The organism is Sphingomonas citricola, assembly GCF_019429535.1.
Lineage (GTDB): Bacteria > Pseudomonadota > Alphaproteobacteria > Sphingomonadales > Sphingomonadaceae > Sphingomonas > Sphingomonas citricola.
This window is the reverse complement of the sequence record NZ_JAHXZM010000001.1, coordinates 642,416-667,875: the sequence shown is the minus strand read 5'-3', so window position 1 is coordinate 667,875 and position 25,460 is coordinate 642,416. Positions and strand designations below refer to the sequence as shown.

Sequence of the window (25,460 nt, the reverse complement as noted above, 5' to 3'; positions counted from 1 at the left end):
GCCCGCCCCGCATTCACACAGGCTCTACCAAGGGTCTTTCGATGCGCGAGATTCCGTTCCGCTTAGCCCTCGCCACCGCGCTCGCGCTGCTGCTTCCCGCGACCGCATCGGCGCGATTGGATCCCGACGCCGAACTGGACAAGCTGCTCGCCGGGCGCGTCATGGGGCAGCCGGCGGACTGCCTCTCGTTGCCGAACGTCACCGGCAACACGATCGTCGAAGGGCGCGCGATCGTGTATCGCATCGGCACGCGACTGTACGTCAACGTCCCACCCGACGGGGCGCGCCAGTTGCGGCGCGACGACATCATCGTGACGCGGACCTTCAGCACCAACCTGTGCCGCGGCGACGTCATTCGCCTGCTCGATCGCACCGCGTCGATCCCGCACGGCTTCATCTCGCTCGGGCAGTTCGTGCCCTACACCAAAGCGAAGACGCGCTGAGGCCGATTAACGCCGGCCGCGATAGGCGGGCAGCGCGAGATGCCACCTGATCGCGGCGGCGCGCAGGCCGAAGCCCATCAGCGCGGCGATCACCGCCGCGGTGCGCGGATCGGCGCCGCCGACGCGCAGCCCGACGAACAACCCCGAGGCGAGCGCGGCGGCGGTGACGTAGAGTTCGGGGCGCATCAGGATCGACGGCTCGCCCGCCAGCACGTCGCGGATGATCCCGCCGACGCACCCCGTCACCACTCCCATCAACGCGGCCGGGAGCGGCGGCACGCCGTAGCCGATCGCCTTCGCCGCGCCGTAGACCGCGTAGGCGGCGAGCCCGACCGCGTCGAACCAGTCGAGCGCCGCGCCCCGCCACCAGCGTTCGGGTGTCAGCCACACCAGCACCGCGACGCCCAGACACACCGCCGCAACGCGCGCGTCGTGGACCCAGAACACCGGCGCGCCGATCAGCAGGTCGCGCACGGTGCCGCCCCCCACCCCGGTAATCAGTGCGAAGAACGCGAGCGTGACGAAGGTCTGCCCCCGCTGAGCCGCCGCGAGCGCGCCCGAGGCGGCGAAGACCGCCAGCCCGGCAATATCGAACCAGGGTGCGAAAACGGGCAGGAGAACCTCGGGCGGCATGCCCCGCGCGTAGCGGATGATGCTCGCGGCGCAAGCATCGCCGCCGTTCGCGACGCGTGATCGATGCCGCAAATTTCGCCCGCGCCGCTGTCGCCCGTGTCACATCGCTGTGCCATACGCGCGGCATGATAGCGTTTTCCTGCCCGTCCCCCGCCCTTCATCTACCCGCCCTTCATTCCACGGAGTGTCAGCGATGACGTCGATCGGCATCTACGGCAGCAACGGCCGCATGGGCCGCGCGATCGCGACGATCGTCGGCGACGAAGGCGGCACGATCGCGGGCGGTGTCGACGCGGGCGGCGATCCCGCGCCGCTCGCGTCCGACGCCGACGTGCTGGTCGATTTCTCGACCCCCGCCGCGCTCGAACCCCATCTCGCCGCCGCGGTCGCCGCGGGCACGCCGATCGTGATCGGCACCACGGGGCTGTCGGCGACGCACCACGCGATGATCGACGAGGCGGCGCGGGAGATCGCGGTGCTCCAGACCGGCAACACCTCGCTCGGCGTCACGCTGCTCAGCATCCTGGTGCGCGAGGCGGCGGCGCGGCTCGGCCCCGACTGGGACATCGAGATCGTCGAGATGCATCACCGCCACAAGGTCGACGCACCGTCGGGCACCGCGATCCTGCTGGGCGAAGCGGCGGCGGCGGCGCGCGGGACCGCGCTGTCCGAGGTTCGCGTCGACGGCCGCGCGGGCCTTGTCGGCGCACGCACCGAGGAGACGATCGGCTTTTCGTCGCTGCGCGGCGGCAGCGTGGTCGGCGACCATCAGGTCGTATTCGCGGGCGAAGGCGAGCGGATCGAGCTCGGCCACCGCGGCGAGGACCGCACGATCTTCGCGCGCGGTGCGGTCAAAGCGGCCTTGTGGCTCGCCGGCCGCGCGCCCGGGCGCTATCAGATGGCCGAGGTGCTCGGGCTCTAGCGCATGAAGAAAGCCGACGTCGTCCAATTCTACGCCCGGCTGGCGGAGGCGAACCCGCATCCCGAAACCGAGCTCGAGTTCGTCAACGCTTATACGCTGCTGGTCGCGGTCGCCCTGTCGGCGCAATCGACCGACGCGGGCGTCAACAAGGCGACGCGCGCGCTGTTCCGCATCGCCGATACGCCCGCGAAGATGGTCGCGCTCGGGCTCGACGGGCTGAAGGAACATATCAAGACGATCGGGCTCTACAACAACAAGGCCAAGAACGTCATCGCGCTCAGCCAGATGCTGATCGACCACCACGGCGGCGAGGTGCCCGCGAACCGCGACGCGCTGGAAACGCTGCCGGGCGTCGGGCGCAAGACTGCGAACGTGGTCATGAACTCCGCGTTCGGCGCGGAAACCTTCGCGGTCGACACGCATATCTTCCGCGTCTGCAACCGGACCGGTCTGGCGCGCGGCAAGACCCCGCTCGCGGTCGAGTTGAAACTCGACCGTGCGACGCCGCAGCCGTTCCGCCTCCACGCGCATCACTGGCTGATCCTTCACGGACGCTACACGTGCAAGGCACGCAAGCCCGAATGCTGGCGCTGCATCGTATCCGATCTGTGCGCGTTCAAGCCGAAGACGCCCCCGCCCGCCGCCGCGAAGGCGGCATCGGTGCCGGCGTCGCCGGGAGAGTGAACCCATGCGCTTCGCCGTTCTCGCCGCCTGCTGCGTCGCCGCCGCCACGGCCCCCGTCACCGCGCGCGACCGCGACGCGGTGCCCGCCGCCACCCCGACCGGGCCGGCGCGCAATTGCGTCCCGATCACCCAGTTGCGCGAAAGCCTGGTGCGCAACGACCGCGTGATCGATTTCCGCACGAGCGGCGGCCGCGACCGTTTCTACCGCGTGACGCTGCCGCAATCCTGCCCGGGATTGGGGTTCGAGCGCCGCTTCTCCTACGGCACCTCGCTCAGCCAATTGTGCGCGCAGGACATCATCACCGTGCTGTATCAGACCGGCCCGATGCGCGGCGCGAGCTGCGGTCTCGCGCCGTTCCAGCCGGTGACGATCGCGCGGGGACGCTGACCCCTCGCCGAATAGGAGCGGCGGCCGAAAAGGGGTAGCGCACGCCTCCCGCCTGCGCTAACCGCGGTCGCCAGGCACCCGTAGCTCAGCCGGATAGAGCGCTGCCCTCCGAAGGCAGAGGCCACAGGTTCGAATCCTGTCGGGTGCGCCAGCATGACTTAGCTAAGCCGTTATGCTCGCTTGGCAATTTTTTCGTTCTTGCCGGAGCGTTCCCACATAAGTTCGCCTTTTCAGCGCGGCTACATGCGAACAACCGCGAACAATCCGGCTGTCACTCTTACCTATCAGCAACCTCTACCGGCTATCTTGCGCCTCCTGCGCGGCGGGGGAAATGCAGTTGACCGACCAGTATGCGATAACACCCAGGCAAGCTGTTGCGCTGCTTGAGCCAACAGGGGTCGCCGACGCCACCAAGTTGATCTGCGACCGTGCTGCCGCTGGACTGTTGCGTTCCTACGCTTTGTCTCAGGTAAGCATCGACGCACGCGGCGAGCGCAGACAGGTCCGCGGTGCTGCTGTTGCGCCGAGTGCGTGGGAGCGCATCGTCAGCGAAGGCATCGACGGCGACGTGTGGAGCGGTGGCACGGTTCGCCTACCCGGTTCCGATCTGATCGGCGGCTTGTCCGCACTGCTTATCACCGGCGTCAGCTTTCATCCTGCTGATGTTCTGGCGATCGCCGACGAGGAAAAGGCGTTCGAAGGTGGCTCATCTAAGCAACGACAATCGGGGCCACCGGAGCAAACCGAAGCCGAGCCGCTTGTTCGTGCGCCAACAGCTGAAGCGAAACCGCAGCGTCAGGCACCAGACCTGGACGTTCTTCAATCAGGAGCGCTGCTGCTGACGGTCAAGCAGACCGAGGCTGCACTCGCGAGAGGTCGGACGTGGATCTACGCCAGGATCAAGGAAGGTAAACTGGAGCGGCCTCCCGGCGACACACGCATCACCGCCGCTAGTGTCCGGCGCTGCGCTGGACTGGACACCTAATCGTCCAGGCCTATCTGCCTGGTTGATGAACCGCGAAAACCCCGCAGCCGGTTCGCCAGCCATCGCGGGTTTCGCTGCTCTACGACCCTGATCAGATGGTTCGCCCCCATCGTTCGGGTCGAGTCCAGCCGGCGCAAAGGCATTTGTAACACTCGGACGCGCATAGTCCGTTCACGGACGCTGCCTGTCGGACGTTTATTCGCTAGCCGCACAACGTAGGATTTTTGAGCTGGAACCTGACAGTCGCCTTATTGGATCACGTTCGGCTTAACGTTGCAGTTCAACCGCGCTGTTGGTAGGGCTCCACAGGAGGGAGGGCATACATGTCGAATTGGGTTCCGGTTAATGAGAACCACGCAATCTCGATTATGGCTGCCTTTGTCGAGTTCGCCAACCCGCTACCCGACAAGGTCATAAAGACGTGCCTCAGTTCTTTAGACCCACTTGCTCGTGACGCAGGGCTTACACACGCAAGTCGAACTTCTCGGCTTCAAATACAATTCAGTGAAGATGGCACACCTACGCAGGATACTAATCTTGCAGGCCAAATGTTCACTCGTCGTTCCGATGCGCCGGAAGAGGGTGCTGGATTGGGTCGCGCCATTGAACAAGTGTCAATCGACGCAGGTGCGCTGATTTACCGTACCTGGGATTATATATCCTGGGAGTGGCAAGAGGATCGTATCGTCTCTCTCCTCGATCCGTTAATCAAGATATGCAGTCCGGTGGTTTCGTTTCAATCTATCGGACTTGAATATGTTGACCGGTTTTGGTTCGATGGCGATCCAGCGAATGCGGATATAGGCGCACTCCTACGCAGCGATAGTCGTCTTGTGGCGCCGCATGTTTTTCATGCGCCCAATCTCTTTCACAGCTACACCGGAGCGTTTGTTGACGGCACTGAAAGCGGCCGAAAACTGCAGGCGATCCGCATTGATGCATCGGATGAGGACGAGCGCCGTTGGGTGAGCATCGCGACGCGACAGGAACTACGAATAACGGGTGATCTACCGGAAAACCCCGACGCATTCGCTGTTTTTGATGAAGCGCACTCCGACTTGAAAGCGTTGCTAAGTGAGATAATTACCACTGAACAAGCGCAGCGAATCTACCTGGAAGGCTGACAATGTATGCGTTGAACCTGATAGACGCGCCAACCGATCGGAGCGGCTATCTTATTGGCACGAGGGGCAATCGATCAACGTTCCGACCTCGGCATGTGAAAGATGGATCGGGGGATCAAGGCCAAGTGATTGTGCTTGATCGGTTTCGCCCAGGTCGTGCGAGTCCGCTCGACACCCCGATAAACGTCAAACAGGAAACGCATAAGTCTGCAGAAGTCGATCGCGCGCGCGCTCAAACGGCCCGACTCACGGCTCGCCTGCGAATGCTAAAACGGCTTCCCTACAACCACGATGGCGAAGGTGCAGCCGCTCCTATTCCGCGCAGCGTCGATGCGGCTTTAGCTTTTTTGCCAAACATCAAGACAGCGATGGCTTACGGCGTCACCCTTGACGATGACGGCAACGCGGTTGTGGAGTTTGAGGATCGCGCGACAGGCTCGTTCGCCGACATTACTTTTTGCGCTGATGCTCACTCGGTTGAGTGTTACCGGCGAAGTGTTGGCAGGCCGTCGACTGCAATGTGCGGTGTGATTAATAGTAAGGAGGTTCTAGACTTCCTACGTGAGGCAGGCATTATCGCTTGAATATGCCGCCAAACGACAAGCCTGAATCAACAGCGGAAAGCTGCCAAGCCACTTTTGCTGGCGCTGATGAAGATCAAGGCTTAGCTGACAAGATAGATAGGGAGCACCCCAATCTTGCTTGTGAAGCTTTTCCGGTAAGTCCAATTTCGCCAGGTCCCGTATCAGAAGATGAGACTCTACTTCGTGTCATGGTTTCCCCTCGTGACGTCGACGACGCTGGTTTCGTTCATGAGACACCTTTCCGTAAAATAGCCAAAAATGGCTTGAGTGTAATTAGATCAATTGCGGCAAGACATGAGGTCGAAGCGCTCGTTTCAGACGGAATGTATTCCAAAGTTTCTGATCCACCCAAGCAAATACGGGCCGCTTATGAGGCCAAAGCTGGCTCCGATGGGCTGAGAGGTCTTGTAGACTCGACCGGAGAACGAGTGCTTGGCGTCTATGATCAAACCGTGCCCCAATCGGATAAGTCTGCACCGCATATTCCAACACATGCCGGTATTTTCCTACGTTTGCCCGCCCCAGGAACGGCTGGACGAAAGCTAATTCAAAAAGACTTCGCTGGGCAGGTTCGTGAAATGTTCCTTTCATCGCCGAAAGAGCTTGCTAGCTTGCATGACGGACTTTTCATCGAGATCAATTCTCGATCCGCTGAAGGCCAGTTTGTGAAAGCACCAGACGCCAATAAATAGGCTGTCCCGCCCTGATATTTTGATGCTGATTACCGCTGATCACGGATCAACTTACGAACATAGCCTCGACGATCGCTTGCATCAGAACGCTGCGCGGCACGGGCACGCTTACCGTCGTGTAGCCTTGGTTTTGCGCTCGGCGTTGCCCGTAGAGCCCGATCCATTGCCGCCCATGCTGACGCCACGCACGCTGTAAGGCGGGCACAGGTAGCAGCACACACGTTGCGGCCGGTGCATGCGCATAGGCAATGAAGTCGGCGGCAAGCGGCTTCTGCACCCAACCTGGACGACGCAGCCCCTCATTCGACCAACGCTCTAGCAACACGTCCGGCCAGTCCTCGGTCCTGATCTTCTCGTCGACGGTATAGGTGCGCCCGCACGCGAGCGTCAGCAGCCGGTCGATGCCGCCACGTTGCGCCCACCCGTCATGCTCGACCGCCACCGCGGACATCAGCGTCGGGAAGGCACGCCGATAGATCGGTATCCACCAGTCGTTGCCATACTGCGTGGAGAGCGACAGGCTCTCGTCGAAGCGGTGGACACGCTGAAACGCCCCGACGCTGTCACGTCGAGGTTGCGGGCGCAGGGCAGGACGCAGGCTCGTCGGCAACGGCGGCGGCGACGGCCAGATCAGTGCGCTAGACGTGGTTTGCCTCCTGTTCACGGTCGTGGGTATCCTCGTCATCCTCACGCAGGTGTTCGAGGTCCGGGTCACCATCGATCTCGTCCATGCGGTCGATCATGCGCTCGGTGAGGCGTGCCAGCTCAGCACGCGGCAGCGACGGAATGGCGGCGAACATCGTGGTCATGCCCGCCAAGCCACCGCAGCGGCACCACGGGCGCCGCCGCTCGCGACGCCAACGAGGACGGCGCTGGTGGGTGTGCGCGGGCGTATAGGGAACGGCACCCATCACGCCCCCTCCCCGCACTGACGGCGCTCAATCGACGTCTTGATCGCCTCCTGCCGGCCGGGCTGACCAATGATCTGCCCCATCACGCCCGCCAGCGCGTCGGTGTCGCAACCGTCGACAAGGAAGGCGAGCTTGCGACCGGACATCAACGCGTAGCCACCGCCGATCGTCGTCAACGCCGACAACCATAGCTGCGCGTCGAAGCGGCTGTGTTGCTCGTCAGCGATCATTGCTGGCGCTCCTGCATGACGAGGAGATCGTTGACGCACCGGAGAAGCATGTGTCCGATGCCTTCGTCGAACGCAGACAGGTCGATCGCCGGTTGGCCGTCGACCATGTCCGGGTTGGTGTAATGCGTGACGATCAGCACCTTCACGGCGAGATCCGCAGGACACGCAGGCTCCGCCTCGGCCACCTCCTTGGCCGCGTTCGACCAGCCCTGCTCGTCGTCGTCGCTGATGAACTGATCGAGATAGCGGCCCGCCAGCGCCGTCATGTTCGACGATGCGCTGGCGGGAAGCGGTGGAAGCACGAAGGTGGTGGCGGCGGCGGTAGGTAGTGCCAGGGTCATGCCATCGCCTCCCGCAAGAGTCGGGCAGCCTCAGCCTCAAGCAGATGGTCGTAGCCGTCCGCAGTGCGCCCCTCCCCCCGCGCCACCAAAAACTTGGCGGCGAACGCAATGGCGTCAGGTGCCGGGATCGGCATGAGGCGTTCCTCCGCATCATACATGATCTCGGCCAGACGCTCCGACTCCGCCCACGCACTGCGCGGTATGCTGTCGACATACGCGCTTCGCGCTGGCCCGATCGGCAGCTCCTTCGGCGTGTTGATGTAGCGTGCATCGAAGGTGTCGAGGTTCGTCTTGGCGGTGCGATACGCGGCAAGCGCTTCGTCCCACTCGGCCCTGCCGCCAGCCTGCACGGCGGGACCGATGCTCGCCCTCGCAGGCGCAACTGCCGGATTATTCGTGGCGGTCATGCCCGGCTCTCCTGCGAGAAGGCGAAGACGTGATCGGCAGCGTGCCGACCAGCTAGGTGCAGCAGGGCACGCAGCGCCTTGGACGCGCCCACCGCTTCCGCCTCGTTGCTGGGCTTGTATGCGGCCGGCAGATTGGCTGTGAACGTATCGGTCACCCGCAACGGCTCGGGCAGACCAAGGTAGCGGTGCCCCTCCCCCTGATCGATGATCCAGCCCCCCAAGTCGCTCCACAGGTGCACCCATGCTAGCGTCAATCCGGGTTCGGACGCGAGATGGTACGTGTCTGCGAGCAGCTCGCGCACGAGGTCCATCGGCAAGGCGCCGAAGTCGTCGTAGCGGCGGATCAGCTCCTGCACCTTGTCCGCCATTGCGGCGGCGCTGCGCGGCCGAGTGCCAGCAAGCTCGGTAAGCGTGTCCTGTGACGCGTTCACCAGTCGGTCAATATCGTCCTGGTCGGCGGCGGCGTCGAGGTCGGTCACTTGCTGGCGGTAGCGGGTCAGCAGGGACGAGAAGACGCTGTGAAGGCTCATCGCGTTCATCGCTTAGTTCTCCCCGGCCGATTGGGTGCGGTCAGCGGCCAGCTTGTCGACTTCGCCCTGCACACGGAGCAGGTGCTGCGCGAGCATGTCGAGCAGGTAGCAGCCGTGGTTGTAAAAGGCGGCGTCATCCTTGTTCGCGGGCAGGGAGCGAAACAGATCGCCCGCTTCGATCGCGAACAGGACGGCATATGCCGACGACACGGCGTCTTGCAGCAGGGTGTTTTCCTGCATGAGGGTAGCGTTGCTCACGATCAGCCCTCCCGTGCGAGGAGGCAGCCGTTGATCGGATGCCGCGTGAACAGGTGGTCGCGGGCGTCGCTGGCAATCACCGCCTCGATGGCGCGCTGCTGGCGGCTATTGGTCGAGCGGTGTTCGCCGGCCAGCGTGCGGGCATATGCACCAGGGTTCCCGGTGCGCAGGTGCAGACGCGCCATGTCGACCGCGTGGGTGGTGGCGCGGCTCAACCCGGATTTTGCATGCGCGATCTTGGCCGGGCACACGGGTGCCGGTAGGGTGTTCGTAGCCATTCTCGTTCTCCTGGAACGTGGGTGGTTAGGCTGAGCTTGGAGGGCCTAATCTCCTCGCTCAGCCGGCTTGTTGATAGCTTTCATATCACCGCGAACGGTGGCGAACAAGCATGAATTGATATTATAGCGATCAAATGATCTCGATCGAGCAATGCAGGGCAGCGAGGTCGTTATTAGACTGGTCTGCTCAAGCGCTAGCCAATGCTGCATTGCTGGGCGTGGCCACGGTCCGTCGCTTCGAAAGCGGCAGCTTTGTCCAGGCGGCTTCGATTGCATCGATTGAGCGTGCGCTCTCCGAAGCTGGCATCACCTTCATCGCCGCTGGTGAGACCTCGTCGGAAGGGGGCGAGGGTGTACGCCTAACACCCAAACCAGAGTAGACCGAGGATCAGCCCCCTCCAACCTGAGTTAACCGATTGGTTGTGGATTGAGGTGCATTACGCAAAATATGCTTTCTACCCACCAGATCGACTTAGTTCAGGACAGCTTCGCAGCGGTCGTGCCGATCACCGATCGGACCGCGGCGGCGTTCTACAAGCGGCTGTTCGAGATGGCGCCGGACACGAAGCACCTGTTCCGCAACGATATGGCCGAGCAAGGCCGCAAGCTATTCCTCACCCTCGCTACCGTGGTTGATGCGCTTGATCGCTTGGACACCATCGTTCCCGTCGCGCGTGAGCTAGCTATCCGTCATGTCTCCTATGGCGCGAAGGAGCACCACTATGCTGCCGTCGGGTCGGCGCTCCTAGCTACCCTTGAACTAGAACTTGGGGCCAGCTTTGACGCCGAGACAAAGGCTGCTTGGTTGGCGGCTTATACGATCTTAGCAGACACGATGCTGGCGGCTACACGCGTGAGTGCGTAGCGATGACAGACGAACGGGACAGTCCCGATGCAGACCTGAGTGCTCAGTTAAGCGGCATAGCAGCGCGCCTCATCGATGTCGCAGGTTGCGTTGCCTCGGAAGCTGAGGCGGCGAGCATTCTCGTACGTGGGATGACCGACCACGCCAGCCGGGTTGCGTCGCTCGCGTTTGGGCTTGAGGCCGCCGCCAGCACCATGGAAGCGGCCGTACGACGGCAAGCGGATGCATTGGCGATCGCGCGCGCGGAGCTGGCTGCAAACAAGCCGGTCATTGATGCGCTAGAGCAATCAATTGCCGGTGTGTCATCGATCAGTGCTGCCATTGCAGAGGTGGCACAAGAAAGTCGCATATTAAGCTTGAACGCGCGTATCGAGGCAGCACGAGCAGGCGTTGACGGCGCGGCGTTTGGTGTTGTCGCAGCCGAGATGTCGGGACTTGCCATTCGTACGAAGACCGCGGCTGACGACATCGTTGTACGATCATCAAGAATAACAACCGATCTCGACGCTACCAACGGTACGGTTGCGTCTTACTCCATCATGCTCGTAGAACAGAACGGTGTTCTTGAAGCCACACTCAATGATGCGATGCGCCAGCGTAGCACAGCCGCCGAGCTGGCTATGATCACGACTGAAACCGAAGACACGGTCGACCAGGCCGCAACCGCAATTGGTCGAGTGGGCGCAAACGCTGTCGCGGTAAAAGTGTTGGCGCGGCAGATCTCTAAGCTTTCCCGCTCTGCTCGCACAGCTCCTTCTCAATCGCTTGCTATGGCTGATTGAGAGCACGTCGAGGATCAGCGTCTCCTCTTTCCACCCCTGCTCACACTCTCCTTCGCCCCCTCCCCTCCACCAAACAGTGGAAGCTGGCTTGGCGGTGATTGCGGCACAGGTTCTGGCAAGCCGCTCACCAGCATCTTCAACGACGCCAGGTGTACGAGGCGACGCCGCCCAAGTTTAACGGTTGTCACCTGACCTGAAGCAACGAGTTCATAGAAGCGGGTACGGCCGATACCGACGAGCCTGAGCGCCTCACCGACAGACACGGTGAGAGCTTCGCGCGAACGATCACCGGCGGGTGAAAGCGCAACGTGTTCCATGATGAAGACCTGAGTCAGCCGTGTAGCAGTCACGGCCCGTTGAGTAGGCGATCTAAAGCAAGGTCGATTTTAGCGGTTGTGCAATGCCTGAACAAGGCCGTTGCCAAAAACGATTTTCGAGACAAAAAGCCTACGTTTACAGCGATGTATACATTGCCCCACAAAACGTAACACGTTGTAATACGCAGAAGTGGCGAAAATAAATTAGCTAAAACAACGCCTTATTCGCAAGCTCCTTGCAAAGGTGTGTGTAAAAGCGACTGATCGATGTTAGACGACGCGCTTCAGAAGCAACGACTCGGGTGAAGGTCAATGGCCTTCCAGGTGGCATCCGACGCGCTGACTAGCGCGAGCTTAGCTAGATCACGGCACCGGGTTCCAGCGGCAGATAGATGCACAGAGGCGCTTGCGTGAGCTCATTCTGGCCACTCTCAAATAAGTTGCCAGCCTCCCGACCCTTGCAATCTGTTCTTTCTTTGTTCTAGCTGGCTGAACGCCGCCGCTGCGGTGATTCGAGACTGCTGGAGCGACCCGATGCAGCACGATCTGCAACTGCGTGCGGCTGCGCGCGCGATCTACGACGCCTGTTATCCTACCGAGGATTGGGCACCAGTCGGCTTCGACGAGGCCGAGCGGTACGCGACCGTGCACTACCGGCAAGCGGTCGGTGCTGCCCAGCAAGCTCGTGCGGTGCTTGCCAGCCGCGGTGAACAGCTAATCCTGCCTGCCTTGGTCTGATCAGCGGGTGTGGTAGGCGATCCCAAGAACCTGTCAGACCTGCACCGCATAGAGGCGCAGGTGAAGGTCACCTGCACCAGCTGCAAGGCATCCGAGGTATGGGAACTGAATGCGCTGATCACCGAAGTGCGTAACAACGGCGGCAACACCGATTGGCATACTGCACGCTATGCGGTGAAATGCCCTCACCGTTGCGCAGCACCGATTATCAAACTCGTACCGATTCCCTTCGGACGTGAGCGGGCGCACAAGCAGGCGCACCGGCACGCGCTGATCAATCTGTCGCTGCAGATATTGCGCGAGGCGGCGGCGCGATCCGCAACGGAGGCGGTGGGGACGATTGAAGCTCGGCATCCGTGGACTAGCTGCCGCCTACCTTATCGTTGTATTGTCAAGCGGCTAATCGAGCGAGGCATTGAAGTGGAGAAAACCAATCAGCCATGAACCACACTGGTCGAGTGTTTTCATGGGCGTTTAATCAGGGCTATTTCGTCAAGACTTCTCTAAGCACGACACCTGTTATAACAAGGAAAAGTGCAAAAATCCCGCCAAGAACCCACACAGCACCCTTAAAAAAGGACATGTCGTTCTCAATCTTCTTAATTGACCCCGTCGTTTCTTTTCCTTCGGACTTAAGCTCAGCTAAGCGCTCTTTGAGGTCTTTCGATAAGGCCTCGGCCGCCTTCTCGAAGTTAGGACCGACTTTTCCGACATCAGCCACCAAAGTGTCAACGCGCTCCGACAGCTTCGCAACTTCAATCATTACGAAGCGAATGTCTGATGTCGGATGCAGGTCGCGCGGATTACCCTGTGGTTCGTCTTTCGGAGAACCCTCCTCGCCGCGGCCCCGCCCCAAGCGCGACATCAGTTAACAGCCTCGAAATTAGTCTTGAGCCACTCCCAGAGGGCTGCTTTCGACCATCCGAAATACGAAGGGGAAAGTGTTGAAACAACGACTCCCCCGATCGAGCCGGTCACCTCTCCGTCCTCCGACCGCGCCTTCACACCTAGAGCCATTGCGACTCGCTTTGCGGTTCCGCTTGCTGCGACAAACGACACGGTATCGGACCAGTGATAGAAATTGTCGGGAAATTCCCTTTCGATAGCAGCTCTAAGCACCTGCTGCGGCTTCTCGGACAACACTGTAAAAACGGCCATTTCGCGATCCTATCTTCGCGCACGAACGAAGTCACGGAGCTATATGTCCCATCATGGTCGCTCAACGCCCCAGGCGTAGCCTGCCAGCGCTAGTGCGCCTCTGCGCTTGATAACGAACACGCGGGCACGATCCTGATGTATGCGCAGGATCGCAGACGCCTCAGCTCATCGCTCCTGCTCTGACGTTAACGGCATGCGCCCATCCTGTAACGGCGCCAGTATGTGTCCCACCGTGTAGCAGCGCCAGCCGCGAGCATAGCGCACGACAGCGAGCGACCATCCGGCAGCGTGCACCGAGCGACGACACGCTTGTAGGAGCGGTCGACCGGCTGACAGGTCAGACGCTTGTAGAGGGTGAAGCGCTGGGCAACGCGCTGGCTGGCGGCGGCGGCGCGATCGTCACAGACATAATTTGCGCGACGCGTGCGACATGGCTGCGCGTTCTCGTAGTCGGGCGCTTGGATGCCCGCGACCCGCACCTTCATACCATTGCGGCACCAGAGTGGCCCGTCGCCATCGTGCACCTTTACAACTTCACAGACGAAGGCTGGCGGTAGGTCGATCATGCGTGGCACCTTGCACGCAGCGACTCGGATTGTCGCTGTATGATGGAGAGAGACATGAAGCTGCTGCTTGCCGCGCTCACCGCATCCGCCCTGCTCACCGCACCTGCCCTTGCCGCACCATGCCGCGATGCGAAAGGCAAGTTCATCAAGTGCGCCGAGAAGGCACCAGCGAAGGCGACCCGCTGCAAGGACGCCAAGGGCAAGTTCGCGAAGTGCGGCACGCCGGGAGCTACGCCAGTCAAGTGATCGAATCCGCCAGCCGCTCGCCGCAGGAACGACGGGGTTCGGCTGGCTGTTTTCGATCACGAGCGCGCGAGGCGCCAGGAGATATGTGTATGCGTAACAAATTGATGGGCATCTTCGCTGCCTTAGCGATTGGTGCTAACCGGATTTGGCGCCAGCGTCGCGCCAGTGGAAGCGTCAGCCCAGTCCTACCGCTATGATCGGGGCTACTCCCGCAATCGTGGCTTCAACTGCGAACGATACTACGCGCCGCGGCGTGGCTTCCGAGGCTATCGTGGATACAGGGGTTATCGCGGCTATCGTGGGTATCGGAACTACCGTGGACCACGTGGCTACTACGGCCGTCGCTACCGTTACTGACATTCAATCAGGGGTGTGATTTAGATCATACCCTTCGCTTCCACCGATAAGCCAAGTGTAAATACGCGCGCTCGACTCCTTCAATGCCTGAGGTAACTTCCCTCCTAGAGAGGCGTCATTTGCGCGCTAGGATGGGAGGCGCGCGATGCGGCCGTTATACATGCTTGGTCTGCTATTCGTGGCGATCGTAAGTGCTGGTCCTGCATCGGCTGCGGTCACGACAGTCAATGTTAATTGTCGCTCAGCGCCCGAAGCATCCGGGCGACTGGTCTCCCGCATTCCCACGGGAACGTCGGTCGCCGTCATGTCTCGCCTCAGTAAGTGGTCGCTCGTGGATCGCGTGAAGGCAGGCTGCTGGGTGCTTAGCCGCTATCTAGTAGATGACTCCGCAACCTCATCGAACTTCCGCATGCCAACCTACAGCGCGACGCGCGCTCGTTCGTCGTCACGAGCAATCCGCAGCCGTCCACGCTCGTATGCCTTTGGTTATTCGACGCCGCGTAAGTATCGCCGGCCTTTCACGTCTCGGCGTTCGCGAGGCTCCTTCTCCTACGGCGGCGGCTCCTGCCCTTGCTCGGGAGGGAACGTATGCATAGGCCCGCGGGGCGGTCGTTACTGCATCACGAGCGGTGGAAATAAGCGATACGGCGTGTAGGTCCACGCCTCATCACGCCACATGCCCGGACCCAGGCTGACTGGTAATGTATCGCGTCATCTACGTAAGCCGATCCCTGATCGGTGGGCAGCAGGGCACCCTAACGAGCATTGTGCAGGCAGCAGCGGGCCGGAACAGGAGCGCGACCATCGCCGGCATGTTGTGGTCGGATGATCATACTTTCGTGCAGGCGCTGGAAGGCGAGGAGGCGGCAGTGATGATCACCATGCCGCGCATCCTGGCGGATCACCGGCACACAGACGTGGAGATGGTCGAGACACGGCCAATCCAAGCTCCCCGGTTTGGCGCATGGTCGATGATCAAGGCCGGGGAGAGCGCGCTTGGCGACGAGTGCGGGCTATTTCTCGTCGCTCTTGCCGGAATGACAGATACGCCCGCACGGCGGCGCATGCGCGAAGTCATGATGCGGTCACTGCACTGAGCCACATGGCGACTGACTTATGACGCGCTTATTTCAGCAGCAGCGGTATTGACTGAACGCGATCACTTAGGTTGTCTGATTTAATTGAGCGCTATCGCTCAGCGTGTGAAAATCCCCGATGGTCCTATCATAGTAATTGAGTTTGGGTGCTGCGAACACTGCCATATACAGAAGGCCGTTCGCCAACGCTGCCCGACCTTCACCCCGCCGCGGCAAAGCATCGTTGTCGATGTATTCGAAGGTGAAGCGAATGCCTTCGCGACCTAGAAATTTGTCTGGCTTCGCCCCCGTTACATTGAAGGTCGCGATGTCCTTGCCTGCCCGATAGGTGCCCTCGACGAGTTCAGGCACTTCGACCAGCAGGGTCTCTTTGGTGAACTTAGGAAGTGGTTTACGCTTCTTGCTCACCTCGCGAATCAGGGGTTTGCCTGGTTCGATACCGGCGAAGAATGTCACGTCATTCAGCTCTTCACCATCCAGCGTCCAAGTTTCGGTGTTTTTACCGACCGCGACGCTCAGCTTGTTCCAGTCTCGTGCAGGTGTAACGGTCAATGGTGAGTCAGCGATTTTCGCGGGCTGAGCCTTCGGCCGATAGCTATTTGCGATAGCGCCGGCTGACGTGAACAAGATCGCTGTTGCTAGTGCGATCGGCAGAACGTGGATTCGGTTAGCACGCATCACTTGGCGTCCTTCTGAACTAGCATGCTGATCATTGTGGCATCGGGAGCGTCTGGCCTGAGCGAAAGATAGCGCTGCAATGCCGCTTTCCCTTCGACTTGCCGCCCAGTCTTAAACAGCGATAGGCCAAGACCGCGCTGTGCTTCCGGAAGCGATGGATCAAGCGCCACAGCTTTGCCGTAGTAATCCGCAGCATTCATCAAATCACGCTGGTTGCCTCGACCACGATACAGATCGCCTCGCGCCCGCCAAAGGGGGGCTGTCCATCCTGTCTCGGCCAGCCGAGTTATAATGAAGTCGCTCCCCCCGAAGTCGTTCAGCTTGATCTGATCATCTAGGAACGTTGGCAGCCACGGGGCCAATGCCACGGTGTATCGATCTGCTCCGTCGTCCCGAGTATCCCCATCGGGTGCCGCGAGGGCAAACAGGTAATCTGCCCGTTCACCATCGGCAGGATGGGACGCGAAGAACGCTACTCGATCAAAGTCAGGTTTACGCAGCCCGCGTTCGCTCGCGGATGCCTCACGCTCCAAGATGAGATTGCGCCATACGCGCGAAGCGGCACCAGGCCGCAGGGTGCTGCCGTTTAGGTAACCGAGGCCAATCAGATCAGCCTCGCGCTCCTGATCGCGTCCGAAACGAGCCAAGCCGCCCAACACGGACAACTGCAGATTATCGAAGCTACCGTATGCGCCTTGAGTGCCTGCCATAGATGTGAGCACCGCAGCCCAACTCATCAGGTCCGTGCCCTTCCGAGCGGCCTTATACTGCTGGAGCGTGTGTCGCTTTTCGAAGTGGCCAAACTCGTGACCAAGGACGGCACCTAGTTCAGCTTCACTGCGCACGCGCAGGAGCAAGCCACTAAACACCTCCATCGTGCCGTTCGGCGTCATGCTCGCGTTGAACACAGGAAAGCGGACGAGGTAGATGCGGACCGATGCGCAGCGATCGGTGCCAACAGCGTTGCACAGCGCTTGGCGGACGTAAGCGTTGAGCTTCTCGTCGCGGATCAGTAGCGGAGAGTTGGCGAGCTTACGTTCGTTCTCGTCCGCTTCGCGCCAAAGACCGATCTCGTCGACACCTTGGGGTTGGTAAGCGCCGGCGTATGGAACAGGCGGTGGAGCAGGCTGAACCTTTGGCTTTGTGGCAGCGGCAGCCGATCCGGCCACAGTCAGCGCGGCGTAGAGCGCCAGTGCACGAAACTTCACTTCCCTGCCTCGGCCGGGGCACTTGCGGGTGCAGCGACAATCGAGCTGCCCGGAAACTCCTCAAGAAGCTGCGCCACGCGCTTATCGGCGCCTTCTGCTGTGCGAACATCTCCGCCCATCGCCCCGTCCGCGTTCAGCCAGAGCACATCACCTGTTTTCAGGTCGATCAATCCTGCATAGCCAGCATGTTCACCTGACTTCACCCCGATGCCGGGACCAAGCAGCGCGACTACTTGAAGCAGCTTGCGTCCAGTTGAGCCGTAAGCATCCTTGTTGTAGATGAAGAGCGCGTAATCAGCATCCTTGGCACCCGGAAGCGCGGACACACCGGAGCCGAGAGACCAATCGAACACGTTCGCCTTGTTGTCGCGCTTCTTTGTCGGAAGCCGATTGCCCACGAAAAACTGATAGTTGATTACGGATCGGGACACAGCGGCAAAGAGTGCCGCATATTCCTCAGCCAAGCGCGCATCGTCGCCATAAGCCTCTGGCGCGACGATCACCCTGTTTCCAAGTTTTGTCTGAAGCTTAGCCAGCGCACTATCGATGTTTTTACGCGACTGCTCCGTCCAGTCACCATTGGGTTCGAACATGCCGCCCGTTGACTGCGCGCCCACCTTCACGGTCGGACGCATGACCAAAATGGTCTTTCCGCTCGCAGCCTTCAGATCGAAACCATTTTTGACGGCAGTGCGCTCCTGCGCTCCAACAGGCGACGCGGCCAGCACAAACGCGGCCGCAGTCACAATCCAAGGTTTGAAGCGCATTGTCCCCCCAAGTTTCCGTCGACTCCCCAATCGACGAGCGCAATCTGCACACGAACTGCGCACAGGCAATAAGGCCAGTTAAAGTTGTAAACTTTTGCGTTCTCAGTCCGTCGTTGGTGACGTGGGCCGCTGGCTCGACATCGTGCGAACAAGTCCGCTCTGCATGCGCGTCTGCCGATGCGGCTTAAAGCTGCCTCAGAGCTCTTCTTCTACCCGCAATGTAACATGGGGGCTTTGCGGGATAGGGCATTCAACCTCAGCCCAGAGGGCAACACCGCCCATGATGACGTCGTGGACGCGCATATGCCTACGGTTTGCGTTCTTATCGACCACTGACACTCTACTCCCAACAGCCGGGAGGGCGCTGAACCTGACAGCACCGTCGAACCAATCGTATCCATCGTCTCCGAGTTCGATGAAACATTCGACCATGGCTGCCTCTTCTGAGTGGCGTCTCAAGCAACAATCAAGACCGACGAAGCGGTCGTTGTGTTGGCACGCCTCGATCCTTCTACATTACCGTTTCCGAATGTGCTATCAACAGTTGATGAGCAAGCGGATGAGGTTAGTTGGCTGGCTGATTGGCGCTCCTGCCCTGTTCTGGTGCTGGCCGGCGATCGAGGCGTTCTTCCGCTGCGATCTGTGTAGATAGCGGCGAGGAAAAGGCTGATCGTAGCCGCGACTGCAATTGTAGCACGTCATTGGCGATGGCAGGTTCAGCCGAAGCGATCCTGCCAAGTCGTTCGACATGTGCACGTTGAGCAGCGACGTTCGGCTTTTTGGGCGCACGAGCCAGCCAGTTCAGCATTGCCTTCGAGGTCAACACTTCGGCGCTAATGCGCTGGTAGAGCGGCGGCAGAGCAAGCCCTGCCGCGATCACCGGATGTCCTGTGAGCAGCGCCACCACAGCGGACGCGAGGCCCATGCCAGTCTTGTTCGCGATGTCGACGCCCGCGGTGTTGCTATGACCATGCAGCTTTTCCGAAGCCTTCACGCGTTCGGCCAGCTTGGCAAGCGCGGTCATGTCGGTGCGCATTTCCGTATCGCCGAACAAGGTTCGCTGAGCTTGCGGGGTCATGTCGTTCCAGCGGGTCAGAAAGCGCGAAATGGAAAAGGCGTCCCCTTCCGCATTTTGAGCACCGGCGTTCGCGAGACCCATGCGATGCACGTAGAGAGAACGAACGGCGCCTGCCTCCTGGGGCGACATGGCCGCGAGGCGTCGCCTGAACTCGGCACTGTCGCCACGATTATTAGCCAGGCGCTCAAGAGCGAGATAGGCCTGCTCGCCGCTAAGGTTGCCGAGCGGATCACGAGACGAGGCAGCGGCGCGTTCGGCTGCATCATCCATCATTGCACGTAGCCCGGTCTCTGGCAGCAGCGCAGACTTGCCGCGCTCCGATAGCTGATCCCAGCGCTTCGCCAGTTCGGCCGGATCGAACTGCCGTGCACCACGCATGTCGTTGACGATCGTGGCACGGACGATGCGCGCATCCTCGGTCGGGATCGACCGCATGATCCTGCCAAACGAGGCGGCATCGTCGCCCGCACCTGCGCGCAGCATGGACTGGAGCTTGCCCATCGCCTCGTTCGCGGTCTTGTCGCGCCGATCGCCTACAACAAGCGAGAGCGTGTCGTTCACCCGCTTCATGCGGGCGGCGTAGTAAGTGTTGGCTCGACGCCATGAACGTAACGCGTTCTCGCCCTGCCCGCGGGCTGTTGCTTCCATGTCGTCGCTTAACGCACTGTAAAGCGTGCGTAGCTGACGCGGCGCAATCTTGTCGGAGAGCCGGGGATCGTCGAGCATGTCGCCAACACGGGTGCGGAACTCCTGCAGGTCTTGCCATGACAGCGTGCCGGCGTGCGTCACCTCACCCGTCTGCTCGTCAGCACGTGGTGTGAGAGCGCGCATGTAGCCACGCAGACGCGGGTTATCGAACATGCCGGCCAACTCGGGGTTACTGCGCATCCCTGCGGTGAGATCTCGTAGCACACCACGCGTGTTGGCGAGGCTGGCTTCGGCTGCGGCAGGGATGGGAACGCGCGCGTAAAGCTGGTTCGCTCGCTCCGCCGTCTCGTCCATGAAACGTGAAACGCCACGCTGCACAACCTGACCAGCGCCAGTCAGGTCAGTCGGCGTGCCAACGGCTTGCTCTACTGCATCGCTGGTTCCACGCGCTCTAGCACCCTCGCGTTCTGCAAGAGTGGCAGATCGAGCTTTCAGCGAACCGCCTACATCTGCCAGGGTGTCAGCCTCGCCGCCTACCTCTGACACCCGCCGCTTGAAGCTGTTGTAGAGGCGATCTGTCGCCTCGCTGATCACCCGTCCACCGAAAGGCGTCTGAGCAGCGCCTTGAGTCATGCGGCCGATGCCAGGACCGCCAACGTCTTGCGGCAGGAGCGATATGTTCTGCTCCTGCGCAAGGCGCATGGTTTCCGCGGCGGGGTTGGCGCGTGCTTCTCGCGCTGCACGTAACCGCTCTTCGAAACGGCTACCGAAGCGGCCGGCCAGCTTTCCCGTTGCACCACCGATGACACCGCCAAAGGCTGCACCAGCGACACTGCCACCAGCACGATCAAGGAGCCCGCCGTCACTGGCACCGCCACCTTGAACAGCACCGACAGCAGCGCCCTGTTGAGCAAGTCGGAGCGCATATGCCTGATTGGCCGCACGTAGGGCTTCAGCTCGCGTCCCACCGGCCCGGAGCATCGAACGACCTGCAAGGCTGGCTGCTGCTTGGGCGGTAAGCGCTGGCGCTGCCTTGGCCACCGCAGTGTCGATACCAAAGCCACCCACCACCTCGCCGCCGAGCCGCGACCAGAAATGGTTATCCTCGTCGTAGTTGCGGATTGCTCGTTCACGTGCCAGCGACTGCTTCCAATCAGCGCCATCGAGCACGACGTCGGCCGCAGCGTTCACCTCGTCATCAAGCCCGACAACAGCCGGAATGCCGCGGGCAAACGCTTTCACGGTGTCGCCAACGGCGGACTTGCCGCGGTCCGCTGAGATGTCGACCGCATACTCAGCCGGGTTCGATCCGCCGAATGGCGCACCTTTCTTCAGAGCATCAAAGGTGGCATCAACCTTGGCGCGATCGGGGAAGCTGAAACCGTATCTGGCAGCAAGCGCGATCAAGTCCTCGCTGCTCTTGATTGTGCCATTACGGACACCGGCGTTGGCTTCCCGAACGTAGTCGTCCGACCCGGTTGGCCGGCTATTGGCGTCCGCTGCGCTCCGGTTAGCGAAGCCGATGTCGATGTCGCCACCAGGGCCGTTCGGTGCAACAGGGGGCTGTGCGTCAACCTGACCAGCCATTGGCCCTTGGTCCTGACCGTCCTTCTGATCGTCTGCCTTCTTCGCACCCGCAACTAGATCAGGCGCATATTCGCCGAGCAGCGCATCGACCGAACTGCCGCGGTATCCATTCTGCTTCAGGTATGCAGTGCGACGGGCAAGCGCCTTACGAACGATCTCCTGTCGGCCGGCGAGGTTCTTTACCACCTCAGCTGGGTCCATCGAAGGATCGATGGTTGTGCTTTCGTAAGCCTCCTTCTCAGACGGCGTCAGCGCTGACCCGAATAGCTGATTACGTACCTGGTTATCGGCAGAGCGAAACTTCGCCCACCAGTCACGCTGGCCTTCTGTTCCGAACCCGGTTGCGCCCTGAAGCTTGTTTTCCAGCTCACCTGTGAAGGTGTTGCCGGCATAGTCGGTCTTGAAGCCGCCCGTGGCATTCTTCAGCGCTGCGTAGACGGACACATCATCCTCAACGCGCTTGGCCGCACTCTCCGGCAGCGGGAGACCATAGGTGCCTTCGACCGCGTGCCAGCTACCACCACGGTAAACGACTTTCTGGCCAGTGCGCGGATTAGTCGCGGTGCGCCCCTCCATCGAATCGGTGGCAGGCGCTTCAGGAGCAGGTGAAGGAGGCGTGCCGTATTCGTCTTCGAACATAGCGCTCAATCCAGGATGAAGCCGGAGGGGAGCTTGGCAGGCTTGGCTGCTTTGCCGCTGCCACGAGCAACGCGGCCTTCGCGCTGACGCGAAAGGGCAAGGTTTCCAGCTGCGACGCCCTCACTTGCTCTATTGTGCCGACGCCGCTCTTCGAATTCATCTTGGTCGAGTTGGTCCTTGCGAGCTTGCCGCTCGGCTTTTGCTCCAATGCCGAGGTTCTCCATCACACCTGCCGCATGCTCGGGTCCCACCGCTCCAGCCATGACCATACCCAGCATCGCGTAAGCCCGTTGCCGATCTGCGGGGTCAGGCGACTTAACCAAGCGCAAGAGAGCGTCGGTCTGGTCCGTGTTAACCCCGGCCTCTGCCAACGCTGCTTTACGATCGGCCAACACCTTGGCGGCGAAGTCCGTGTTGCCACTATTCAGCGCGCCAAGCACGCTGGTGGACGCCGAGATGACGTCACGCTGCTGGTAGCTGTTGTAGGTGTCGAACCCACTCTTCAGCGCCTCCTGCTTATCTGGATGCTTCCACATAAGGTCCCGTAATTTCTCGGGTGTGAAGTCAGCGGATATGTCAGCAAGGTCCGCGCGCCAGCGCTTGTCTTCGTCTTGTTCCTGCGAAAACTTGGACTCGGCAAGCGACCGGCGCGCTGTCTGCTCTGCACGTGCAGCCTTCGCGTCTTCGCGTTCACTCCGCATCTGCATGCCCTGCATCAGCGGCGTAAAGTCTAGCTGCGTCAGAAGCGCTTGATAGTTGACCGGAGCTATGGGCATCTCAGAAGCCTCTCACGCCAGCGCCGGTGACTGCACCTGCGACTTTGAGGATGTTGTTGAACGACTGAGCATTCACGTTGCCCTTGGCGATCTGTCCGCCAGCAAGCGCGGCAGCTTGCTGCTGAAGCAGGTCGCCGATTGCGCCAGCTGATACGAGGCCATTGTTCCCCACGCCAGCGGCGGCATTCTGACCCAGCGAGGTCAGCCCACCTAGTCGGCCCATCTGCTGAGTGATGAGGTTGCTGAACAGGTCTTCGCGGTTCGTGGCGAGGCTGTTCTGCACGTTACCTCCGCGCAAGCCTCCCGTGGCCGCAGCGCTGGCAAGGATTGCCTGCTCGCTCTGGCGGACCGCTGTGCTGTATTCCGGCGACGATAGCAGGGCATTAAACGCGTCCTGCTGTCCGGCCGTGCCGTTCAGCCCGATGAGTGACATCTGCTGTGCAAGTGCGCTGGTGCCCGCCTTTACGAACGGGTCTTGCAGATTCTGCGCGTCAAGCCGTGCGGCGCGCTGCTCTGCTATTGCTTGTTCAGCGGCCCCGGCTTGAGTCTGCGCGGCCCGCTGTGCGCCCTTAGCGCTAGCACTTGCGCCAGTGATGCCACCGATCACCGAGCCAATTGCGTTCCCAATAAATCCCACCGACCAAGCACCCCGAAAAAGGATGCGCCGTCCGGTCGCGCGCTTACTCGAACAATATACCGGTAAACTAATCTGTTCATAGACGCAAGCATGAGATCACGCATGCAGCGTAGATGCTAGAACATCGTCAACAGACGACAATCCCATGTCTTCTGCCGCTCTATTCAGCATGGCGGCTCCAACTTCGATGAGCATCGTTCGGTCTTCGGACGTCATCACTCGACCGTCGCCGACGCTAAGGTCGGCCAATAAACGTGCTCCTACGGCGAGGACAGAAGGGTCGTGCCAATCGATATGGCAGCTCATCTGAGCAATAGCCGACATCCGCCACATAGCTTCGTTTGCGCGAATTTTTTCAGCACTTAGCGACACCGGTTGCGGAACGGCGGGGCACTTGCCAGCCGCATCCTCGATTGGCCAACCTGTGGTCTTTGCCAGACCCAAAGCGTAATCAGTCGCTTGGACTTGATCGTCGAACTCGCGGTTAAACGCCAAGTCAGGTTGCGCCGGATCAATGAAAACCCAGCAGCGACCGTCTTCGGCAGGGATGGTCATGCAAATCGTGACATCACCCATGCCGCTCCTCCCTCGGAGTTACGAACCGCACATTGATAATCTGATCATTCGGCATGATCGGTGATGTCGCCACGCCGTCGAAGATCACCCGCACACGCTTCGTGCCATCCAAGGTGATCGCTTCAAGCCGGTCCATTCGTCGCTGCATATTCATGATCGTTCTCCTAAATGTCGTCATCACCGGGCAACATGCAGGCGAGAAGCCGCTGCTGCGCGGAATTGCGGATGTTCTCGATGGCCATGCGGTAAGCTGCAGGCGTCAGCGCAGACGCTAAGGCATGTCCGGCGAGCAGATACGTATCGGTGTAGCGAGCGATTGCCGCAGCACGTTCGGCAGCGTTGAGCATTCCACTGCCATCGTAAGACTCAAGCCGGCTTAAGCGTGACTGCAGGGTCATGCTCCATTCCTCCTGACCAACCACTCGCGCACGTCGGCCGGATACGAGGCAAGATCAGGGCCGGGTTGGCGTTGCACCTCAGTCCATTCAGCGCTGGCTCGTGCTTGGTCCTCGTCGCTTAGCGGCAGGCCCAACCATTGCTGCAACCACAACGGCACCAACCCGGCGCCGGCTTGCTCGAGCCGGTTCAGACGCCGCGACAACATGGACCCGCTCATGCGAGGTGAGCCGTGTCAGCGGCGAACCGCTCGTTGAAGGCGACCCAGCGAGCATCATCTTGCTGGCTCGGCACAACGGTCTTCGATGTGGCATTAAGGGCAGCAATCCTGCTGACTACCCAAGCAGCATCTGCCTTGATTCGATCCTGTCGCTCGCCACCATCGCCACGCTGGCGCTCGATGCGAGACAGCCTGTCGTTCAACGTCGCCATTACTTCCTCTCCTCCAAAGCCGCGATCCGGCGCTCCAACTCGCCCATCTCGATGATGCTCTTGTGAGCGGTGAGCAGCGTCATCACCCTGCCCGCTTCATCCGGCGTCACGTCGCCTGCACCAACCGCTGCCAACACCGCAGCCGATGCACCAACCACATCCGCGGCGTTGGTGATCGTGGGCAGCTCGATGTTAATCGGCGTGTCCTTGCGAGGTGGGACCAGCCGCTCCAAGCAGAGCCGCAGCGCCATCCCGTCACCCTCCAAAGCCTTCTCGATTGCGGTGCGGGTTAGCGCTTCCACCTCACCCTGAAGGAGCGCTTCCGCCGCCATCGTGGCGCGACTGCGAGTGCCCTTAGGCTTACCGGGATTGCCGGGTTTAAAGCGAGTGTCAGCGCCCGTTTTTGCGGGCTCTTTGCGGGACGTGGTCATGTTCTGTCCTGTTGGTGTGTCAGTCACCGCGGTCGCCCCTCCACAGCTAGCGCGAGGAGCACGGGCCAGAG

General features: G+C 61.0%; 38 protein-coding genes and 1 tRNA gene. 16 read left to right on the top strand and 23 right to left on the bottom strand.

The window, feature by feature from the left end:
- Positions 1-41 precede the first annotated feature (41 nt).
- Complete coding sequence (locus tag KZ810_RS03415; protein ID WP_219767560.1) at positions 42-443, top strand: hypothetical protein; 402 nt, start codon at positions 42-44, stop codon at positions 441-443.
- Between the two features lie 6 nt (positions 444-449).
- On the opposite strand, the gene KZ810_RS03410 is transcribed toward KZ810_RS03415, so the two are convergent.
- The gene (locus tag KZ810_RS03410) at positions 450-1,076 is read right to left on the bottom strand and encodes a trimeric intracellular cation channel family protein (protein WP_219767559.1); all 627 of its coding nucleotides are present in this window, start codon (positions 1,074-1,076) and stop codon (positions 450-452) included.
- A gap of 193 nt (positions 1,077-1,269) precedes the next feature.
- Between KZ810_RS03410 and dapB the strand changes: the two genes are divergently transcribed.
- From dapB to KZ810_RS03370, 8 genes are all read left to right on the top strand, one after another.
- A complete protein-coding gene (gene dapB / locus KZ810_RS03405; RefSeq protein ID WP_219767558.1) occupies positions 1,270-1,998 on the top strand; it encodes a 4-hydroxy-tetrahydrodipicolinate reductase in 729 nt (242 codons plus the stop codon).
- Positions 1,999-2,001: 3 nt separating this feature from the next.
- Positions 2,002-2,682 carry an endonuclease III gene (gene nth / locus KZ810_RS03400; protein WP_219767557.1) on the top strand — a complete coding sequence of 227 codons (681 nt, stop codon included), beginning with the start codon at positions 2,002-2,004 and terminating at the stop codon, positions 2,680-2,682.
- 4 nt (positions 2,683-2,686) lie between these two features.
- Positions 2,687-3,070: a hypothetical protein gene (locus KZ810_RS03395; protein WP_219767556.1), complete on the top strand. Its 384-nt coding sequence runs from the start codon at positions 2,687-2,689 to the stop codon at positions 3,068-3,070.
- Positions 3,071-3,144: 74 nt separating this feature from the next.
- A tRNA-Arg gene (locus KZ810_RS03390) sits at positions 3,145-3,221 on the top strand.
- 180 nt (positions 3,222-3,401) lie between these two features.
- Positions 3,402-4,055 carry a hypothetical protein gene (locus tag KZ810_RS03385; RefSeq protein WP_219767555.1) on the top strand — a complete coding sequence of 218 codons (654 nt, stop codon included), beginning with the start codon at positions 3,402-3,404 and terminating at the stop codon, positions 4,053-4,055.
- A gap of 323 nt (positions 4,056-4,378) precedes the next feature.
- The gene (locus KZ810_RS03380; RefSeq protein WP_219767554.1) at positions 4,379-5,179 is read left to right on the top strand and encodes a hypothetical protein; all 801 of its coding nucleotides are present in this window, start codon (positions 4,379-4,381) and stop codon (positions 5,177-5,179) included.
- A gap of 2 nt (positions 5,180-5,181) precedes the next feature.
- Entirely contained in the window at positions 5,182-5,763 is a 582-nt protein-coding gene (locus KZ810_RS03375) for a hypothetical protein (RefSeq protein WP_219767553.1), read from the top strand.
- Positions 5,760-6,455, top strand: coding sequence for a hypothetical protein (locus KZ810_RS03370; protein ID WP_219767552.1), 696 nt, complete (start codon positions 5,760-5,762; stop codon positions 6,453-6,455). The genes KZ810_RS03375 and KZ810_RS03370 overlap by 4 nt, the downstream gene beginning before the upstream one ends.
- A 46-nt stretch (positions 6,456-6,501) precedes the next feature.
- Here KZ810_RS03370 and KZ810_RS03365 read toward each other — a convergent pair whose 3' ends face one another.
- The 8 genes from KZ810_RS03365 to KZ810_RS03330 all read right to left on the bottom strand — a co-directional run bounded on the left by KZ810_RS03365 (position 6,502) and on the right by KZ810_RS03330 (position 9,410).
- The gene (locus KZ810_RS03365) at positions 6,502-7,065 is read right to left on the bottom strand and encodes a hypothetical protein (RefSeq protein WP_258044314.1); all 564 of its coding nucleotides are present in this window, start codon (positions 7,063-7,065) and stop codon (positions 6,502-6,504) included.
- Positions 7,066-7,093: 28 nt separating this feature from the next.
- Complete coding sequence (locus KZ810_RS03360) at positions 7,094-7,264, bottom strand: hypothetical protein (RefSeq protein WP_219767551.1); 171 nt, start codon at positions 7,262-7,264, stop codon at positions 7,094-7,096.
- 101 nt (positions 7,265-7,365) lie between these two features.
- Positions 7,366-7,596, bottom strand: coding sequence for a hypothetical protein (locus KZ810_RS03355; protein WP_219767550.1), 231 nt, complete (start codon positions 7,594-7,596; stop codon positions 7,366-7,368).
- The gene (locus KZ810_RS03350) at positions 7,593-7,937 is read right to left on the bottom strand and encodes a hypothetical protein (protein WP_219767549.1); all 345 of its coding nucleotides are present in this window, start codon (positions 7,935-7,937) and stop codon (positions 7,593-7,595) included. Before KZ810_RS03350 ends, KZ810_RS03355 begins: the two co-directional genes overlap by 4 nt.
- Entirely contained in the window at positions 7,934-8,344 is a 411-nt protein-coding gene (locus KZ810_RS03345) for a hypothetical protein (protein WP_219767548.1), read from the bottom strand. Before KZ810_RS03345 ends, KZ810_RS03350 begins: the two co-directional genes overlap by 4 nt.
- Positions 8,341-8,883: a hypothetical protein gene (locus tag KZ810_RS03340; RefSeq protein WP_219767547.1), complete on the bottom strand. Its 543-nt coding sequence runs from the start codon at positions 8,881-8,883 to the stop codon at positions 8,341-8,343. The genes KZ810_RS03345 and KZ810_RS03340 overlap by 4 nt, the downstream gene beginning before the upstream one ends.
- Positions 8,884-8,886: 3 nt before the next feature.
- The gene (locus KZ810_RS03335; RefSeq protein ID WP_219767546.1) at positions 8,887-9,132 is read right to left on the bottom strand and encodes a hypothetical protein; all 246 of its coding nucleotides are present in this window, start codon (positions 9,130-9,132) and stop codon (positions 8,887-8,889) included.
- Positions 9,133-9,134: 2 nt separating this feature from the next.
- A complete protein-coding gene (locus KZ810_RS03330; RefSeq protein ID WP_219767545.1) occupies positions 9,135-9,410 on the bottom strand; it encodes a hypothetical protein in 276 nt (91 codons plus the stop codon).
- Positions 9,411-9,544: 134 nt separating this feature from the next.
- Between KZ810_RS03330 and KZ810_RS03325 the strand changes: the two genes are divergently transcribed.
- The 5 genes from KZ810_RS03325 (at position 9,545) to KZ810_RS03305 (ending at position 12,556) form a co-directional block, all read left to right on the top strand.
- The gene (locus tag KZ810_RS03325) at positions 9,545-9,790 is read left to right on the top strand and encodes an XRE family transcriptional regulator (protein WP_219767544.1); all 246 of its coding nucleotides are present in this window, start codon (positions 9,545-9,547) and stop codon (positions 9,788-9,790) included.
- Positions 9,791-9,858: 68 nt separating this feature from the next.
- Positions 9,859-10,275: a globin domain-containing protein gene (locus tag KZ810_RS03320; RefSeq protein ID WP_219767543.1), complete on the top strand. Its 417-nt coding sequence runs from the start codon at positions 9,859-9,861 to the stop codon at positions 10,273-10,275.
- 2 nt (positions 10,276-10,277) lie between these two features.
- Entirely contained in the window at positions 10,278-11,057 is a 780-nt protein-coding gene (locus KZ810_RS03315; RefSeq protein WP_219767542.1) for a methyl-accepting chemotaxis protein, read from the top strand.
- Between the two features lie 851 nt (positions 11,058-11,908).
- Complete coding sequence (locus tag KZ810_RS03310; RefSeq protein ID WP_219767541.1) at positions 11,909-12,112, top strand: hypothetical protein; 204 nt, start codon at positions 11,909-11,911, stop codon at positions 12,110-12,112.
- 60 nt (positions 12,113-12,172) lie between these two features.
- A complete protein-coding gene (locus KZ810_RS03305) occupies positions 12,173-12,556 on the top strand; it encodes a hypothetical protein (protein WP_219767540.1) in 384 nt (127 codons plus the stop codon).
- Positions 12,557-12,596: 40 nt separating this feature from the next.
- Here the strand turns inward: KZ810_RS03305 and KZ810_RS03300 are convergent, their stop codons facing one another.
- From KZ810_RS03300 to KZ810_RS03290, 3 genes are all read right to left on the bottom strand, one after another.
- On the bottom strand, positions 12,597-12,977 hold the full coding sequence (locus KZ810_RS03300) for a hypothetical protein (RefSeq protein WP_219767539.1): 381 nt from the start codon (positions 12,975-12,977) through the stop codon (positions 12,597-12,599).
- Positions 12,977-13,270 (bottom strand): hypothetical protein, encoded by a 294-nt coding sequence (locus KZ810_RS03295; RefSeq protein ID WP_219767538.1) that lies wholly within the window; start codon positions 13,268-13,270, stop codon positions 12,977-12,979. The genes KZ810_RS03300 and KZ810_RS03295 overlap by 1 nt, the downstream gene beginning before the upstream one ends.
- 185 nt (positions 13,271-13,455) lie before the next feature.
- A complete protein-coding gene (locus KZ810_RS03290; RefSeq protein ID WP_258044312.1) occupies positions 13,456-13,836 on the bottom strand; it encodes a thermonuclease family protein in 381 nt (126 codons plus the stop codon).
- A 54-nt stretch (positions 13,837-13,890) separates the two neighbouring features.
- Between KZ810_RS03290 and KZ810_RS03285 the strand changes: the two genes are divergently transcribed.
- Both KZ810_RS03285 and KZ810_RS03280 read left to right on the top strand, forming a co-directional pair.
- Complete coding sequence (locus tag KZ810_RS03285; protein ID WP_219767536.1) at positions 13,891-14,082, top strand: hypothetical protein; 192 nt, start codon at positions 13,891-13,893, stop codon at positions 14,080-14,082.
- A gap of 1,058 nt (positions 14,083-15,140) precedes the next feature.
- Positions 15,141-15,536 (top strand): BLUF domain-containing protein, encoded by a 396-nt coding sequence (locus KZ810_RS03280; protein WP_219767535.1) that lies wholly within the window; start codon positions 15,141-15,143, stop codon positions 15,534-15,536.
- 66 nt (positions 15,537-15,602) lie between these two features.
- Here KZ810_RS03280 and KZ810_RS03275 read toward each other — a convergent pair whose 3' ends face one another.
- From KZ810_RS03275 to KZ810_RS03225, 11 genes are all read right to left on the bottom strand, one after another.
- Positions 15,603-16,214, bottom strand: a complete 612-nt coding sequence (locus KZ810_RS03275; RefSeq protein ID WP_219767534.1) for a hypothetical protein — start codon at positions 16,212-16,214, stop codon at positions 15,603-15,605.
- Entirely contained in the window at positions 16,214-17,422 is a 1,209-nt protein-coding gene (locus KZ810_RS03270; RefSeq protein WP_308461475.1) for a M48 family metallopeptidase, read from the bottom strand. Before KZ810_RS03270 ends, KZ810_RS03275 begins: the two co-directional genes overlap by 1 nt.
- The gene (locus KZ810_RS03265) at positions 17,419-18,189 is read right to left on the bottom strand and encodes a hypothetical protein (protein WP_219767533.1); all 771 of its coding nucleotides are present in this window, start codon (positions 18,187-18,189) and stop codon (positions 17,419-17,421) included. The genes KZ810_RS03270 and KZ810_RS03265 overlap by 4 nt, the downstream gene beginning before the upstream one ends.
- Positions 18,190-18,754: 565 nt before the next feature.
- Complete coding sequence (locus KZ810_RS03260; RefSeq protein ID WP_219767532.1) at positions 18,755-22,141, bottom strand: hypothetical protein; 3,387 nt, start codon at positions 22,139-22,141, stop codon at positions 18,755-18,757.
- A 5-nt stretch (positions 22,142-22,146) separates the two neighbouring features.
- Positions 22,147-22,917, bottom strand: a complete 771-nt coding sequence (locus KZ810_RS03255) for a hypothetical protein (protein WP_219767531.1) — start codon at positions 22,915-22,917, stop codon at positions 22,147-22,149.
- 1 nt (position 22,918) lies between these two features.
- Positions 22,919-23,524, bottom strand: coding sequence for a P22-gp17 family phage DNA ejection protein (locus KZ810_RS03250; protein ID WP_219767530.1), 606 nt, complete (start codon positions 23,522-23,524; stop codon positions 22,919-22,921).
- 126 nt (positions 23,525-23,650) lie between these two features.
- Positions 23,651-24,130 carry a hypothetical protein gene (locus KZ810_RS03245; RefSeq protein WP_219767529.1) on the bottom strand — a complete coding sequence of 160 codons (480 nt, stop codon included), beginning with the start codon at positions 24,128-24,130 and terminating at the stop codon, positions 23,651-23,653.
- Complete coding sequence (locus KZ810_RS03240) at positions 24,123-24,284, bottom strand: hypothetical protein (RefSeq protein WP_219767528.1); 162 nt, start codon at positions 24,282-24,284, stop codon at positions 24,123-24,125. The genes KZ810_RS03245 and KZ810_RS03240 overlap by 8 nt, the downstream gene beginning before the upstream one ends.
- A gap of 10 nt (positions 24,285-24,294) precedes the next feature.
- Positions 24,295-24,528, bottom strand: a complete 234-nt coding sequence (locus KZ810_RS03235; protein WP_219767527.1) for a hypothetical protein — start codon at positions 24,526-24,528, stop codon at positions 24,295-24,297.
- A gap of 214 nt (positions 24,529-24,742) precedes the next feature.
- Positions 24,743-24,958 carry a hypothetical protein gene (locus KZ810_RS03230; RefSeq protein ID WP_219767526.1) on the bottom strand — a complete coding sequence of 72 codons (216 nt, stop codon included), beginning with the start codon at positions 24,956-24,958 and terminating at the stop codon, positions 24,743-24,745.
- The gene (locus KZ810_RS03225) at positions 24,958-25,389 is read right to left on the bottom strand and encodes a DUF5681 domain-containing protein (RefSeq protein WP_258044310.1); all 432 of its coding nucleotides are present in this window, start codon (positions 25,387-25,389) and stop codon (positions 24,958-24,960) included. The genes KZ810_RS03230 and KZ810_RS03225 overlap by 1 nt, the downstream gene beginning before the upstream one ends.
- Between the last annotated feature and the right edge of the window lie 71 nt (positions 25,390-25,460).

Bases quoted from the DNA above. Each gene is read 5' to 3' on its own strand.
- KZ810_RS03360 (WP_219767551.1), bottom strand. From the start codon at position 7,264: ATGACCACGATGTTCGCCGCCATTCCGTCGCTGCCGCGTGCTGAGCTG.
- KZ810_RS03280 (WP_219767535.1), top strand. From the start codon at position 15,141: ATGTATCGCGTCATCTACGTAAGCCGATCCCTGATCGGTGGGCAGCAG.
- KZ810_RS03285 (WP_219767536.1), top strand. From the start codon at position 13,891: ATGAAGCTGCTGCTTGCCGCGCTCACCGCATCCGCCCTGCTCACCGCA.
- dapB (WP_219767558.1), top strand. From the start codon at position 1,270: ATGACGTCGATCGGCATCTACGGCAGCAACGGCCGCATGGGCCGCGCG.
- KZ810_RS03320 (WP_219767543.1), top strand. From the start codon at position 9,859: ATGCTTTCTACCCACCAGATCGACTTAGTTCAGGACAGCTTCGCAGCG.
- KZ810_RS03275 (WP_219767534.1), bottom strand. From the start codon at position 16,214: ATGCGTGCTAACCGAATCCACGTTCTGCCGATCGCACTAGCAACAGCG.
- KZ810_RS03380 (WP_219767554.1), top strand. From the start codon at position 4,379: ATGTCGAATTGGGTTCCGGTTAATGAGAACCACGCAATCTCGATTATG.
- KZ810_RS03240 (WP_219767528.1), bottom strand. From the start codon at position 24,284: ATGAATATGCAGCGACGAATGGACCGGCTTGAAGCGATCACCTTGGAT.
- KZ810_RS03230 (WP_219767526.1), bottom strand. From the start codon at position 24,958: ATGGCGACGTTGAACGACAGGCTGTCTCGCATCGAGCGCCAGCGTGGC.
- KZ810_RS03265 (WP_219767533.1), bottom strand. From the start codon at position 18,189: ATGCGCTTCAAACCTTGGATTGTGACTGCGGCCGCGTTTGTGCTGGCC.
- KZ810_RS03355 (WP_219767550.1), bottom strand. From the start codon at position 7,596: ATGATCGCTGACGAGCAACACAGCCGCTTCGACGCGCAGCTATGGTTG.
- KZ810_RS03340 (WP_219767547.1), bottom strand. From the start codon at position 8,883: ATGAACGCGATGAGCCTTCACAGCGTCTTCTCGTCCCTGCTGACCCGC.
- KZ810_RS03385 (WP_219767555.1), top strand. From the start codon at position 3,402: ATGCAGTTGACCGACCAGTATGCGATAACACCCAGGCAAGCTGTTGCG.
- KZ810_RS03300 (WP_219767539.1), bottom strand. From the start codon at position 12,977: ATGTCGCGCTTGGGGCGGGGCCGCGGCGAGGAGGGTTCTCCGAAAGAC.
- KZ810_RS03410 (WP_219767559.1), bottom strand. From the start codon at position 1,076: ATGCCGCCCGAGGTTCTCCTGCCCGTTTTCGCACCCTGGTTCGATATT.
- KZ810_RS03225 (WP_258044310.1), bottom strand. From the start codon at position 25,389: ATGACCACGTCCCGCAAAGAGCCCGCAAAAACGGGCGCTGACACTCGC.
- KZ810_RS03325 (WP_219767544.1), top strand. From the start codon at position 9,545: ATGATCTCGATCGAGCAATGCAGGGCAGCGAGGTCGTTATTAGACTGG.
- KZ810_RS03315 (WP_219767542.1), top strand. From the start codon at position 10,278: ATGACAGACGAACGGGACAGTCCCGATGCAGACCTGAGTGCTCAGTTA.
- nth (WP_219767557.1), top strand. From the start codon at position 2,002: ATGAAGAAAGCCGACGTCGTCCAATTCTACGCCCGGCTGGCGGAGGCG.
- KZ810_RS03375 (WP_219767553.1), top strand. From the start codon at position 5,182: ATGTATGCGTTGAACCTGATAGACGCGCCAACCGATCGGAGCGGCTAT.
- KZ810_RS03295 (WP_219767538.1), bottom strand. From the start codon at position 13,270: ATGGCCGTTTTTACAGTGTTGTCCGAGAAGCCGCAGCAGGTGCTTAGA.
- KZ810_RS03345 (WP_219767548.1), bottom strand. From the start codon at position 8,344: ATGACCGCCACGAATAATCCGGCAGTTGCGCCTGCGAGGGCGAGCATC.
- KZ810_RS03235 (WP_219767527.1), bottom strand. From the start codon at position 24,528: ATGACCCTGCAGTCACGCTTAAGCCGGCTTGAGTCTTACGATGGCAGT.
- KZ810_RS03310 (WP_219767541.1), top strand. From the start codon at position 11,909: ATGCAGCACGATCTGCAACTGCGTGCGGCTGCGCGCGCGATCTACGAC.
- KZ810_RS03260 (WP_219767532.1), bottom strand. From the start codon at position 22,141: ATGTTCGAAGACGAATACGGCACGCCTCCTTCACCTGCTCCTGAAGCG.
- KZ810_RS03415 (WP_219767560.1), top strand. From the start codon at position 42: ATGCGCGAGATTCCGTTCCGCTTAGCCCTCGCCACCGCGCTCGCGCTG.
- KZ810_RS03350 (WP_219767549.1), bottom strand. From the start codon at position 7,937: ATGACCCTGGCACTACCTACCGCCGCCGCCACCACCTTCGTGCTTCCA.
- KZ810_RS03290 (WP_258044312.1), bottom strand. From the start codon at position 13,836: ATGATCGACCTACCGCCAGCCTTCGTCTGTGAAGTTGTAAAGGTGCAC.
- KZ810_RS03245 (WP_219767529.1), bottom strand. From the start codon at position 24,130: ATGGGTGATGTCACGATTTGCATGACCATCCCTGCCGAAGACGGTCGC.
- KZ810_RS03330 (WP_219767545.1), bottom strand. From the start codon at position 9,410: ATGGCTACGAACACCCTACCGGCACCCGTGTGCCCGGCCAAGATCGCG.
- KZ810_RS03395 (WP_219767556.1), top strand. From the start codon at position 2,687: ATGCGCTTCGCCGTTCTCGCCGCCTGCTGCGTCGCCGCCGCCACGGCC.
- KZ810_RS03255 (WP_219767531.1), bottom strand. From the start codon at position 22,917: ATGCCCATAGCTCCGGTCAACTATCAAGCGCTTCTGACGCAGCTAGAC.